General features: G+C 55.4%; 11 protein-coding genes and 1 pseudogene. 5 read left to right on the top strand and 7 right to left on the bottom strand.

What is annotated here, in order from left to right:
* Positions 1 to 43: 43 nt before the first annotated feature.
* Both NY406_RS09290 and bchJ read left to right on the top strand, forming a co-directional pair.
* The gene (locus NY406_RS09290) at positions 44 to 1,798 is read left to right on the top strand and encodes an Ig-like domain-containing protein (RefSeq protein WP_260533902.1); all 1,755 of its coding nucleotides are present in this window, start codon (positions 44 to 46) and stop codon (positions 1,796 to 1,798) included.
* Between the two features lie 37 nt (positions 1,799 to 1,835).
* Positions 1,836 to 2,411 (top strand): bacteriochlorophyll 4-vinyl reductase, encoded by a 576-nt coding sequence (bchJ, locus tag NY406_RS09295; RefSeq protein ID WP_260533903.1) that lies wholly within the window; start codon positions 1,836 to 1,838, stop codon positions 2,409 to 2,411.
* A 98-nt stretch (positions 2,412 to 2,509) separates the two neighbouring features.
* Here bchJ and NY406_RS09300 read toward each other — a convergent pair whose 3' ends face one another.
* The 7 genes from NY406_RS09300 to NY406_RS09330 form a co-directional block, all read right to left on the bottom strand.
* The gene (locus NY406_RS09300) at positions 2,510 to 3,898 is read right to left on the bottom strand and encodes a radical SAM protein (protein WP_260533904.1); all 1,389 of its coding nucleotides are present in this window, start codon (positions 3,896 to 3,898) and stop codon (positions 2,510 to 2,512) included.
* 371 nt (positions 3,899 to 4,269) lie between these two features.
* Positions 4,270 to 4,473: a hypothetical protein gene (locus tag NY406_RS09305; protein WP_260533905.1), complete on the bottom strand. Its 204-nt coding sequence runs from the start codon at positions 4,471 to 4,473 to the stop codon at positions 4,270 to 4,272.
* The gene (locus NY406_RS09310; RefSeq protein ID WP_260533906.1) at positions 4,470 to 4,601 is read right to left on the bottom strand and encodes a hypothetical protein; all 132 of its coding nucleotides are present in this window, start codon (positions 4,599 to 4,601) and stop codon (positions 4,470 to 4,472) included. Before NY406_RS09310 ends, NY406_RS09305 begins: the two co-directional genes overlap by 4 nt.
* Positions 4,602 to 4,635: 34 nt before the next feature.
* Positions 4,636 to 5,205 (bottom strand): transposase, encoded by a 570-nt coding sequence (locus NY406_RS09315; protein WP_260533907.1) that lies wholly within the window; start codon positions 5,203 to 5,205, stop codon positions 4,636 to 4,638.
* Between the two features lie 217 nt (positions 5,206 to 5,422).
* Entirely contained in the window at positions 5,423 to 6,145 is a 723-nt protein-coding gene (locus tag NY406_RS09320) for a polyprenol monophosphomannose synthase (RefSeq protein ID WP_260633787.1), read from the bottom strand.
* A 149-nt stretch (positions 6,146 to 6,294) separates the two neighbouring features.
* Complete coding sequence (locus tag NY406_RS09325) at positions 6,295 to 6,981, bottom strand: indolepyruvate ferredoxin oxidoreductase subunit alpha (protein WP_260533908.1); 687 nt, start codon at positions 6,979 to 6,981, stop codon at positions 6,295 to 6,297.
* Positions 6,982 to 7,068: 87 nt separating this feature from the next.
* Positions 7,069 to 9,264 (bottom strand): photosystem I reaction center subunit IX, encoded by a 2,196-nt coding sequence (locus NY406_RS09330; RefSeq protein WP_260533909.1) that lies wholly within the window; start codon positions 9,262 to 9,264, stop codon positions 7,069 to 7,071.
* A 348-nt stretch (positions 9,265 to 9,612) separates the two neighbouring features.
* Here NY406_RS09330 and dapF point away from each other — a divergent pair, with 348 nt between their 5' ends.
* The 3 genes and pseudogenes from dapF (at position 9,613) to NY406_RS09345 (ending at position 12,852) form a co-directional block, all read left to right on the top strand.
* Positions 9,613 to 10,407: a diaminopimelate epimerase gene (gene dapF, locus NY406_RS09335; protein ID WP_260533910.1), complete on the top strand. Its 795-nt coding sequence runs from the start codon at positions 9,613 to 9,615 to the stop codon at positions 10,405 to 10,407.
* A gap of 65 nt (positions 10,408 to 10,472) precedes the next feature.
* A complete protein-coding gene (amrS, locus tag NY406_RS09340; protein ID WP_260533911.1) occupies positions 10,473 to 11,480 on the top strand; it encodes an AmmeMemoRadiSam system radical SAM enzyme in 1,008 nt (335 codons plus the stop codon).
* Between the two features lie 53 nt (positions 11,481 to 11,533).
* Positions 11,534 to 12,852, top strand: a pseudogene (locus NY406_RS09345) (Glu/Leu/Phe/Val family dehydrogenase).
* The last annotated feature ends 23 nt before the right edge of the window (positions 12,853 to 12,875 follow it).

Below are 12,875 nucleotides of genomic sequence, written 5' to 3' on the forward strand. Positions count from 1 at the left end.
GAGAAACAATTTAGCAGCTTTCAACTCTGAAGGGAGCACGTCATTGAAAGAATTTCCCGGCCTGAAAATTCTGGCGACCATTCTGATTCCCCTGTTATTCAGCGCCTGCGCCGTTGACCGCCCCCCAACAGGCGGGCCACCAGATCGTTCGTCGCTCAGCGTGACCAGCTCCCTGCCCACGACAGCCTCGATCAATACTTCACCGGAGAAAATCCGCATCGGCTTTACCCACTATGTTAGCAGAGCCGATCTTTTGAAATCGATTTTTTTCTCCCCGCGCATTGATGATTATGAGGTGACGATGCACGGCAAAGAGGCCGACATCCGGCTATACTCGCCGTTGCAACAAAACCGCACCTACACACTCACCCTGCGCGCCCCACTGAAAAGCCTGGACGGAAACCACCAACTCGACCGGAGCTGGGTGCTCGCCTTTTCAACCGGCCCGGTTATCGATCAGGGGACGATCGAAGGACAGGTATGGACAAACCGTCTGGCCCCGGCCCGAGACGTCTCGGTGATGGCCTATACACCTTCGTCGTCAAGCCGCTTGCAGGAAGCAAGACCAGACTACATCACCCAGACGGGACCGTCTGGCGAGTTCCGTTTTCAGCATCTCGCTCCAGGCAGTTACCGTATTGTGGCTACAACCGGCGAGGTCGGCAATGTGACGTTCGATCACAAGGAGGAGACATTCGCCGTCACCTCAAGCCCAACGGTGCATACCGGCATGGCTGGAGTTGCAATGCGGTTCGCGCCGGACGCACGGTCGGCAAACACTCTGAGCTCTTGCCGCACGCTCAACAACCGGGAAATCGAGATCACCTTCAAAAACACCATTCCCGCAAGAAGCTTCAACCTGTCTGCAATACGGATCGAGAATACCGCCACCGGTGCCATTCTACCTGTGCTTGGCTATTTTTCGCCTTCAAAAAGCAGTGAGGACAACACGTTCCGCCTCCTGACCGGACCAATGGAGGGGCGCACCTGGTATCGTCTCCGATTCTCGCCCGGCGAAAACACAGGCCAGACTTCAGAACTGAAATTCTCCGGTGATCCCCGCACGGAACGCTACCCGGAACTGTCGGCCAGCATCGTACCGGCTGACGGAGCAAACAACGTCATCACCGAAACGATCCGTCCTGAATCGGGCTCATCGATTGAGTTGCAATGTAATCTGCCGGTGGTCGAATCATCGGTCAAGCCAGCCGTAACGCTTTCTTTGTCCGAAAAAGGCCGGCAGATGCCGGTGCCATTCACCATCTCACGAATCGACAGCCGAACGTTCGCCATTGTGGCTTCAGAGGGATTCCAGCACAGCAAGGACTACCTGGTGCAGGTCAGACCTGGTATGCTCAAGGGGCTTGTCGGCGAACCATCAAAAACAGCATTGGTGAAGTCGCGCTTCAGCACCGCCGGCCCAGAAGCGTATGGAGAAATCAGCGGCTCTGGAAGGGCAATCGTTCCAGCGGTTGTTGTCGAAGCCCGTCGCAGCGGCTGTGAGAGTGGCCAGCGTATGGTGGCCAAGACAAACGCTTATGGCACATTCAGTTTCAGTTTCCACGATCTTCCGGCAGGCGAGTACACCATTTCCGGATTCATTCCATCGGCCACCGGAACAGTTTCGCCCATGACGAAATGGAACAGCGGATCGCTTACCCCGTTTGTGCCGTCCGATCCCTTTACGGCTCTGACCGTAACGATCAGGGGTGGCTGGACAACCGAAAATGTCAGGCTCGATATTCCCTCGATCCGGCAATCCGGCCTTGACAGAACCGAATCGCCCGAGAAACCATAACTGCAATCAACGCACAAACAAGACCTCTATTTTTTCAATGAGCAGCAGCCCATCACGAATCGGACCGAACTCCATCATACAGACCGTCGGCGCCCTTGAAACCGCCTATGGGAAAAACGAAACCGAGAAACTTCTGAAAAAGATTGGTCAGGGCTACCTGATCAACAACCTGCCATCGGAGATGGTCGAAGAGTCCAAATTCCACTCGCTGGTCACCGCCCTGCAAAAAGAGATCGGCGAAACGGCCACCGCGGGAATCCTCAAGGAGTCGGGCGAACGCACCGCGAAATACCTGCTCAAGGTGAGAATTCCCGGCCTGTTCCAGACGATTGTGAAGCTGCTTCCGGCGGGCCTGGCTTTCAAGGTGTTCCTCTTCGCCATCAGCAAAAATGCCTGGACCTTCGCCGGAAGCGGTGAGTTCAGTTACGGCTCCAAGCCGTCGCCAAACGTCATGGTCAAAGTCACCTTCCCGTCGCATCCGGTGGTGGGCAACTTCTACCTCGGCACCTTCACCGCCCTGCTCCGCGAACTGGTCAACCCGCAAACCGAGATCAAGGCAGACATCCGCCAAGAGGGCGGCGCGATTCGCTGCAACTACCTCTGCCGCATCTGAACACATTCCCGGATTGCAGCAAAAGGCAAGGGGGCGGGCGGTCTCCTTGCTTTTTGCGCAAACGCCTCAAAATCAACGCCCCGAGACAACACAACCGATCACCCCTGGCCGATCCAGTCGAAACAGTCGTTCCGCTGTTCACGGCCACGGCAATACCGGACGAACTTGAAGGCGAGATCCTTTTTCTGCCGCTCGCACAATGAGTCAAGGGACGACTCGGTCATCCGCTCCCCATCGGCAAACATGGGAATACATTTTCGGCAAAGCCTCACCGCCCAGCAATCGGAGCAGCGCGAGCCAAGCAGTCCGGAGTAGCGCCGCAGATACTCGCTGATCCGCTCGTCATCGAATCCCGTCGCAACCGAGCCGATCGGGAATGCCGTGTTGACCCGCTCGCACATGTGCAACGCCCCGCCGGTATCGACGTAGCAGCGCTTGCCCGGCGTGCATTGCCCACCGGTCGTGACGAAGCGGCCGGGAGCGCTCATCGGGCGATGGTGAATCTTTTTGACGGAAGCTTCGCACACCGCCCGCGCAAACGGAGCGGGACGCTCGCCCCGCAGGCACGAGCCGATGAAGTCGTCCCAGACCGTCGTGAAATCGAACGCGGTGTCATCAGGCGAGGCGAAGAGCGGTGCGCCATCACCGCCTGAACGCAAACGAACCGTCGAGACTTTGGGAATCTTCTCTCCGAACAGATCGACGTGCTCCTTCATGAAACCCGCGATTTCTGCCAGAGGATTCGGCGGCGCAATGATGATCGAATAGTTGACCTGCCGGTCGAAGTACCCGGGATGCCGCGACCTGAAGCGCCGGAGATTATCGAGCACTATCGCGAAGGTGGGATTGCCGTGAATATCGTGGCGATACCGGTCATGCACCGCCTCCGGGCCATCGATGCTGACAAAGGTTTCGGCATCCAGTCCGGCCAGGAAATCGCACGCCTCGTCGTTCAACAGCGAGCCATTGGTGGTTAGCGCCAAAATCACCCGGCTCCCCTCGGGCCTTTGACGCCCGGCATGATCGGCAATAGCTCTGAGTAGAGGAAGCTCTAACAGCGGCTCGCCGCCGTAAAATCCGATTCTGTACTCTTTCCGGGGAAACCCGAAGTACCACTCCACGGCGGCGAGCGCCGTTTCGATGGAGATCGTCTTGCCGGAATGGCCTCGCGAATCGGCGTAGGCTCCAGAGTAGTAGCAGTAGTCGCACCTGAAATTGCACGCCTCGGTCACGCCGAGCACCACCATTTCAGGGCCGCTCTGCTTCAGCCCGGCAATGGCGCTGGCAATGAGTTCCGGATCGAATACCACAACATCGTGAGGCGTTTCAGGAATCAGCCCGGCCCGGATCGCGGCGGCTTGTTGCCGCTCGTCCCACTCGCCGGAAACATACCCGCGAAAAAGGTCACGCGAAACCTCGACGATGCGGTTCGACCAGCCGGAATAGAGATAACGGCCTGTTTCGGTCTCTATCGGGAGGAGAAGCATGAGCGTGAGTACATGAGGATGGGGAAAACGGAATTGAAGGCCGGTGGCGCGACCTCATCGACCGGTCGCGCCACCGGAGGAAAATGAATCGATCCGGACACAGGCCTTCACATGGTCGCTCTCATGTTGGCCGTGCTGGCGGTGCCGCCGACGCATTCATCGTCGCATGACTCCGTGGGGGCATCGGCATCACGCTCGACCTCGACACCCGGAAATACCTCTTTCAACTCTTCCATGATACCCTCCTGAAGTTACGATTGAGTGAAAAAGCAAACAGCATGCAACGGGCGGCTTGTCCCGCCGCAACGATCAATATACACCGAGCGGACGAGCGTCGAAAACCGGACAACCGACGACGAGCGCCGCGAAGCTCAACTTCCGTAAAGCCGCATCAGCTCCGGCTCGTAGAAGAAAAAGTCCTCGCCGAACGCAGGGGTGAGATCATCGATCCACGAAGCACTTTCGTCGAACTCAGCGAGGAAGGTTTTGTTGGTCCATTCGGGATTGCGGCTTTGGGTGAACTTGAGCACGAACATCGTTTTGTCGTCGATCTCGGCGACATCCTCCACAATCACCTTACCGGGAAAGCAGGAGTGCGGCCAAGCCCCGACATCTGCTGGTAGGCACCGTTGTAGATGTCGAGCGCCTCGGCAAGCGGCTCCTCGAAGTAGCGCTTCGTACCGGTGTCGCGCTCGACAAACATGTGGAGTAGGGAATGAATACTGACGTGCCCCCGTCTATAAGACCACTTCTTTTTGGTAAAAATCCGTTTGCTGAACCATCAATTCTTCCGGTATCAGCCTTCCTGAAGAGCTGTGCAGGCGGATCGAATTGTCATCCTCCTGCCATTGCCCGATGATCTCTCGAATAGAGGTGTTGTTGACCGGTTTGCCCGGACGATTGAACACCAGTTTAACTCCATGACGATGCGCCCATGCATCAAGAGCTTTCCCGATGAATGCAGGGGCGTTATCGAATTTTCGACGCTTCCGCTCATCGGCCAACTCCCGTAATCGCTGGCGAAGCGGTTCATGGGTATCCGGTTTGGGTTTGTCATGCCAACTTGTACGGCTCAGCCCAATCAGCATACAGAGCTTTCTAAAACGCCGCCCGAAGTGTTCATGCAAGTGCCTGACAGCGTTGCGCTTGGCTTCACTGACCGTCATGCTGCCGTACTTCGATTTCCAGTTGTCAATCGTCGCATCGCTGAGGCCGTGTTGACGATAAAGATCCTTGACCGGTATGCCGGAATCGGCTTCCTTTAAGGTGCTGATGATCTGTTCTGTACTGTAATGCCTGGTTTTCATGCGTGGAACCTCCTTGGTTGATTTGAATCATTTTTTCCACAACCAAGTGCTCCCGCTTTTTCAGGCTTACGTCCATATCACGCAATGATGTTGATTCCATACCGGTTTGGTTTGCATGAAAGCGTGTATGTCAGTTCCAATGAAAACACTGAGGACCTTTTGTGTATCGATATGTGTTTTCTACAACCAAAGTCAACCCCGAACGTCACTCGCCAGTTCAAAGCCGCCCGATGATCGAAAGTAATTTCAGCCACCAGACCATCCAGACGGCTTCAACAATATTTTTCCTGGTCATTTTCGATTTACCTACGCTTCTGTCAACAAAAATGATCGGCACCTCACGGATAACGAGACCTTTTTTCCATACCCGGAAATCGATCTCGATCTGGAAAGAGTAGCCTTGTGAATGCACCCGATCAAGCGCTATGACTCGAAGTGCATTGGCGCTGATGCACTTGAATCCGCTGGTTGGATCAGATACCGGCATACCGGTGATCCATCTGCTGTAAATACTGGCTGACTTGGAAAGGATGAGCCTCGACAGCGGCCAGTTGACCACATTGACCGTGTTGTTCATGTACCTTGATCCAATAACCATATCCGCGCCATCCATGGCTTTGATCAGTGATGCAATCGAGGCCGGATCATGCGAAAAATCGGCATCCATTTCAATGACGCGCCCATACCCACGTTCGAGCGCATAGCGAAATCCCATGAGATAGGCCGTGCCAAGCCCCAATTTCGACGGTCTTGACAAAAGCATGACACGCGGCTCATTTTTCATGATCGCCTTGACAATATCAGCTGTACCATCCGGAGAACTGTCATCGATAACGAGAAGCTCAAGACCCTCTGGATAACGATCGAGAATATCCTCAACAAGAGGTCTTATGTTTTCCGCTTCATTGTAAGTCGGTATGATGATCAGTGTCTTCAAGATGATCGCTCCGTTCTTTCTGCTCTGTACTGCCTGATCGTGCACGCTGCTGTGAGTTAACGGGAATTGGGCTTGAGTCAAATAAAAAAAGCATTGCCTTTTTGCAAAGCAATGCTTTTTGATTTCTGTGCGTTTCGGAATGCCTTTCCTGACTATCTGACTTCGCGATGGAAACGGTGCAGGAAGCGAAGGTCAAAATCAAGCCTTTCCGGAGGCGTATAGGAAAAATCAAGGACTTCACCGTCAGGCAGAACTTCGATCAGTGCACCCGATGGGCACTCATCTCCCGAGAAACATGCCGAGCATGAAATGCAGGCTACCTGATCGATATAGCATCTGAAGCCGCCTTCCTGAACATCACCATAGAATTTGTATCCGATGGCATTGACCTTTGGCGGACATTTGTCCAGACACAAGCCACAGCCGACGCAGAGGTTCTCGATAATGAAGTAATGCTTCTTGGCTCTCGGAGCAACTTTGGCTACCGGAGCACCCGGTGCAGCTTTTGCTGCGGGAGCACCTTTGGGTGCCGGCGCGCCTTTAGCAGCCGGTGCCGCCGGTTTCGGAGGCGGCGCCGCTTTCGGCTTGACATATGGAAGCGCAGACTCCTGACGAACACCGGAACGCCCGAGAGTCACCCCCAGCGAAGCAAGCCTTGGCTTACCCGATGGTTTTGCGGCGGGGGCGCCAGCTTTTGCCGCTGGTGCTCCTGCCTTCGGCGCAGCTTGTACTTTAGGCGCGGCTGGAGCACCGGCTTTCGGAGCTGCAGGAGCGCCTTTCGGCGGCACTTTTGCGCCCGGTGCAGGTTCCTGGTTTTTATTTTCAACAGGTTCGGCCATACAAACCCCCCTCTCTAAAATTGTTTTACGTGGTAAACGTTATTGCTCAAGATGGCCGAAGGGGCAAAAGCCCCTTCATACCGAATGTTACGCAATCATTTTCATCAGCGTATCGACCAGCTGGGCCAGCATCTGCTGTCCAGACACCGCCGCATGGCTGACGGGAGGAGGCAGCGGCGAATTGGTCTGATAGAAACCGTTGGCAAGGAACAGGAAGACAAGCATAAAGGTACCGCCAAAGTACAGGAAGGTACCGGCAAGCTTCGAGTCCGAAATGGTCAGAACCGGGAATCGGAAGTTCACGTCCCTGTTGAGGAACTTCTTGCCCAGCCAGCGGATAGTACGGGTCTGGATGTCAGCACCTTCAAGACGCGAACCACGATCCTCGAACCAGACAGCAAAGCTGATGAACCACACCAGGTGACCAATCATAAGAATGGTCGAGAGGTGCGAGCTGGAGAAGATCGTCACGGTCTCAGTCCAGAAGTAGTAGAAGATACCCGAGGTGTAGTGATGATGCAGGTGGGCAATCGAATCCCAAGCCTTTGCATCAGCAGCAGGCACACCGTACATCATCGACGCGATCCATGCGCCATCGATGTACCAGCAGACTGCGGACAGACCTTTGATACCCCAAAGCATGGCAAACCAGAGCTGGTCCTGAATGGAGACACCGCAGGTACCACCATAGACCGGACCAAGGCAAGGGAAGGAGTAGGAGTTCTTCTTCAGACCCAGGTCATCCCACAGCGGAGAGGTATGGGCAAAGAAGGCGATACGAACCAGAGCGATCAGCGAGAAGAGCGAACCGGCTGTGATAACGTGAGCCATCACCCAGTCGTTGATACTCGGATCGGCGAACATCCACTGGAAGATCGGCAGCGGCTTGAGCCAGTAGAACGACATCGTGATGTTGGTGCCGAAGATGTTCAGCTCACAGATGGTGTTCCAGACAATAACAGCATAAACTGAAAGCATGGTCGAGAAACAAAGCGCCATGACGGTACCGAGAATCTTGACCTGAACTTCCTGATCGCGCCCCTTGGTGATCCAGATCGACTTGATCTGGTTGTAGATACCATTGAGCTGGATCTTGAGCAGATACTGGCCGCCATGATACACACCCGCGAAGACATAGAGCACGCCGCAGATGATGTGGTTAAAGGTAATCAGGTTGATCACAACCCTCGACATACCGAACGACTCGCCGTTCTTGGGAAGAATAGCGTAAGCCGGGAAATCCGCGAACTCCTTGGCACCGGAGATCACCTTGCCGCCCTGCTCAACAAAGTTAAAGCTGACGCGGTTGAACGGCTCGCCATAGAGATAGAACACGAGCTTGTCGAGTTCCTTGTAATATGGAGCGAACGACGGTTGCTGGAACGCGACGAAAGCGATAACACCAAGAGCGATGTTGATGTAGCCGATAGCGGTGAGGTGAACCGAGAAGGCGGCTTTCATGTCATCGTTGAGGTGAATGGCAGCATTCGGAGGGTTGTTCCACCAGTAAATGCCGAGAGCGAAGAAGATCACGGCAAAGACGAACGACATGAAAGTCTCGGAGTTGATCGTCTGGAAATCCGGAATCGGAGCGAAACCGAGAATAGCCCACATTACGATTCCCCAGCCAAGGAAGAGGAGCGACATGTAGACGGCATGTGGCCCGAGAGCCTCTTTGTACGACTTTGCACTGGTGCCACTGAAAACCACATCACCGAACTTGCCGAGGAAACGGAAATCGCGGAAGTTACCGCAGCGGCCAGTGAAGGGGTTAGTCAAATTGTGCGTCCAGTGACGCCATCCTCCAAAAATGAGCACTGAACCGGCAAGGAAATGATAGCCAGCCCAGAGCAGAAGTTTGGTGCCCGCCCATTCGAGGTCGGCAGTCTTGGTGCTGTAAGTATCAATACCGAGAGAGACCATCCTTGGCTTGATGGTCAGGTAGAACCAGTTGTCGTGGAAACCCGGAGCGCCCCAGGGAAAAACCTGGATTCCCGAGATGTAGTAGATCGCCATGATGAAGCCCAGAACACCGAGCAAGGCAAGATGGCCGCCAACCACCTGCTCATCATCGATCTTTTCGGTATCAAAGATCTGGTACCACTTCGTTGAGCGTGTTTCTGTTCGCTGGAACAGAAAACGTCTCATCTTGGCGGCATCCTGTTCTTTAATGACCGATGCTCCGCCTGGCGCGCCATTTGCCTTTGGAGCCGGTGCGTTCCCCTTGGGAGGAGGCACTGTCCCCTTTGGCTTAACCCCTGCGGGTTTCACTTGTTCAGCCATTGTATGTTCTCCTTTGTTTGGACGTATTTTCAGGTTGAAGAAACCGAAAAAACCGGCAACCTCTCTATCGTATATGCAGCCAACGCTCTGTCACGGCAAGAAAACCGGTGACTGATAATTGACATAGAGAGCTTCCCGGAAAAAACATTTTTGCAGTCTGGCTCAAGAAAAAGTACCCTGCAACAGTAGCAAATAAAATAAGAAAATTTATTTAATAATAAAGTTTTTTGCCCGTTGGTCTTATGGTTGGCAGTATTTAAAAAGTAAGCATAGACAGCATCATTTCCCGTATTTGTACCAGACATAACCGTGATATTTTACTGAAAACTGACATTCAAAAAAAGAACCATGCACATTGATTTCACCAAAATGTCGGGAGCCGGCAACGACTTCATCGTCATCGACAATCGTCAGGGAGTTTTTAACCTGACCCATGAGCAGGTACACGCCATGTGCACCCGAAGAACCGGCATCGGGGCTGACGGCCTGATCCTCATCGAAGCCTCCAAAACAGCTGACTTCAGGATGAACTACCACAATGCTGATGGCTTTCCGGGGACGATGTGTGGTAACGGCGGACGATGCGCAGTCTGGTTTGCGCACCTCATCGGCATCCAGCCAGCAGGGAAACACTACCGTTTCGAAGCAGGCCCGAGCACATACAAAGCTGAAGTGACTGGCGACGAGTCGGTCAGACTGCACATGCTTCCGCCATCGGACTTCAGGGACGGATTGCAGGCTGGCGCCTGGAGCTGCCATTTCGTCGATACCGGCTCACCGCATGCGATCGCTTACGTCAACAACCTTGACCAGCTCGATGTATTTACCGAAGGCAGAAACATCCGCCACAACAAGGAGCTGTTCCCTGATGGCGCCAACGTCAACTTCCTTGAAATCACCGCTCCGGACGCGCTCAGCATCAGAACGTTCGAGCGTGGCGTCGAGGATGAAACCCTCGCCTGCGGCACCGGCACCGTAGCCGCTGCCCTGATGAGCTTCCGCCTGGGCAAGGTTACATCGTCGCCTGTCAGGGTAAAAGTCAGAAGCGGGGAAACACTGATAGTGGGATTCAATGAAATGATGGACGAGATATACCTTGAAGGCCCAGCCCGAGCAGTTTACCGGGGAACTATCACGCTGTAAGTCCGTCTTATAGTTGGTTTGTCGGCGGTGGGCTATCTTGCCTGAACGTACAAACTCCGTCAACCATGCATGTGGCAAACTTCTATCATGTGGCCCCAGACGGGGTGCTTCAGTGCAACCTCTGCCGTCACTACTGCCGCATCAGACCGAGGCGGACTGGCTTGTGCCGGGTGAGGAAAAACATCGACGGCAGTCTGTTCGCTCTCACCTATGGCCGGGCAGCTTCGCAAGCCGCCGATCCGGTGGAGAAAAAGCCACTCTACCATTTCATGCCGGGCACCATGACCTGGTCGTTCGGCACGCCCGGCTGCAACTTCAGATGCGCCAACTGCCAGAACCGGGAGATCAGCCAGACGATCCCCGACGAATCGACCCCGCTGACAACGCCGGAAGAGATTGTCCGCAACGCCATGAACGCCGGATGCTCTTCGATCTCCTGCACCTACACCGAACCGACCATCTTCGCCGAATATGCGCTCGACGTCATGCAACTTGCGCGGCAGACAGGTCTCCGAAACATTTGGGTCAGCAACGGCTATCTGTCGCCGTTGTGCCTCAAAACTGTCACCCCCTGGCTCGATGCGATCAACGTTGATCTGAAATCAATGGACGACGCCTTTTACCGGCGCACCTGCGGCGCTCGACTCGATCCCGTACTCGACAGCCTTCGGCAAATACGCCGAAGCGGTATTCACCTCGAAATCACTACTCTCGTCATTCCGGGCCATTCAAGCGATCCGGCCATGCTCGAACGGCTCGCCGGATTCATCGCGCACGACCTCGGAACCGACGTGCCCTGGCATATCATCCCGTTTTATCCGGAGATTTCATGGAAAATGCAGGATACTCCGCCAACTCCGGTTGAGGCGATTGAAAAAGCGTTTGAGATCGGGCGAAAAGCCGGATTGTCATTTATCTATGCGGGCAACGCACATAGCGATAGCTTTTGCGACCAATGCAGCGCCAGACTGCTCGGAAGAAAAGCGAACCCTTTTGGTGACGACCGGATAGAGCGATTCAACACTGGCGGCCGATGCCCTGTATGCCATGCCCGGTCACCGATACGCGATTGACCGGACAACCTTTCGTGAATCCTGATTTTTTCAACCTGTCGAACACTCTTCTCATGCAGCCATCGAACGATCATCCCCAGCAAGCCACGGAACCCTTCGTGATTGACTCTTGCACAAACGCCGGTTCACCCAAAGAAAATCCCTTCGACATCGCCCGCCGCCAGCTCGATGCCGCCGCTGAAATCATCGGTCTTGACGCCGAAGTGCTCGAACTGTTGCGATGGCCGATGCGCGAGATGCATGTCACCATTCCGGTCAAGATGGATGACGGCTCGGTACGCGCGTTTCACGGCTTTCGCGTGCAGTATAACGACGCTCGCGGGCCGAACAAGGGCGGAATACGCTTCCATCCAGACGAAACCATCGACACGGTGCGGGCGCTGGCGGCGTGGATGACCTGGAAAACCGCCGTGCTCGACATTCCGCTCGGCGGCGCGAAGGGCGGCGTGATCTGCAACCCGAAAGCGATGTCGCCCGGCGAACTCGAACGGCTGTCGCGCAGCTACATCCGGCAGGTCGGTCGTCTGCTCGGCCTCGAAAAGGATGTGCCCGCGCCAGATGTCTACACCACACCGCAGATCATGGCCTGGATGGCCGACGAATATTCATTCATGCAGGGGCACAACGACTTCGGCGTCATCACCGGCAAGCCGCTGGCGCTCGGCGGATCGCTCGGGCGCGGCGACGCCACGGCGCGGGGCGGCATCATCTGCATCCGCGAAGCCGCCAGGATGCTCGGCATCGAGCTGCCGGGAAAAGCCGCCGCCATCAACGGTTACGGTAACGCCGGAACGTTCGCGCACAAGCTCGCCGTCGAGCTGCTCGGCATGAAGGTGGTGGCCGTCTCGGATTCGAAAGGAGCCATCTTTAACCCGGATGGCCTCGAACATACCGCCCTCATGGAGTACAAAAAGCGAACCGGTTCGGTCGCCGACTTTCCCGGCTCGACGCCGCTGACCGACGCCGGGCTGCTCGAGCTCGATGTGACCGTGCTCATACCGGCAGCCCTCGAAGATGAAATTTCCTGCCGCAACGCGCGGAACATCCGGGCGAAAATCGTCGCCGAACTGGCCAACGGCCCGACCACCCCAGAGGCCGACAAAATTCTGCACGAACGCGGCATCTACCTCATTCCCGACCTGCTCTGCAATGCCGGCGGCGTGACTGTTTCGTATTTCGAGATGGTGCAAAACGCGAGCGGATGGTACTGGGAGGAGGAGGCGGTGCATCGCCAGCTCGAAAAAAGATGGCTGCCGCGATCAAAGCGGTGCAGCAGGCCGCCGAGCAATATGGCGTCGATAACCGCACGGCGGCCATGATCGTGGCGATTCGCCGCGTGGCCGAGGCGATGAAGCTGCGCGGCTGGGTATAACGCTCAGAGTGTGCATCGCGAGT

The organism is Chlorobaculum sp. MV4-Y, assembly GCF_025244685.1.
Lineage (GTDB): Bacteria > Bacteroidota > Chlorobiia > Chlorobiales > Chlorobiaceae > Chlorobaculum.

Coding starts and splice junctions, on each gene's coding strand:
- bchJ (WP_260533903.1), top strand. CDS start 1,836: ATGAGCAGCAGCCCATCACGAATCGGACCGAACTCCATCATACAGACC.
- NY406_RS09300 (WP_260533904.1), bottom strand. CDS start 3,898: ATGCTTCTCCTCCCGATAGAGACCGAAACAGGCCGTTATCTCTATTCC.
- NY406_RS09310 (WP_260533906.1), bottom strand. CDS start 4,601: ATGTTTGTCGAGCGCGACACCGGTACGAAGCGCTACTTCGAGGAGCCG.
- NY406_RS09315 (WP_260533907.1), bottom strand. CDS start 5,205: ATGAAAACCAGGCATTACAGTACAGAACAGATCATCAGCACCTTAAAG.
- NY406_RS09325 (WP_260533908.1), bottom strand. CDS start 6,981: ATGGCCGAACCTGTTGAAAATAAAAACCAGGAACCTGCACCGGGCGCA.
- NY406_RS09330 (WP_260533909.1), bottom strand. CDS start 9,264: ATGGCTGAACAAGTGAAACCCGCAGGGGTTAAGCCAAAGGGGACAGTG.
- dapF (WP_260533910.1), top strand. CDS start 9,613: ATGCACATTGATTTCACCAAAATGTCGGGAGCCGGCAACGACTTCATC.
- amrS (WP_260533911.1), top strand. CDS start 10,473: ATGCATGTGGCAAACTTCTATCATGTGGCCCCAGACGGGGTGCTTCAG.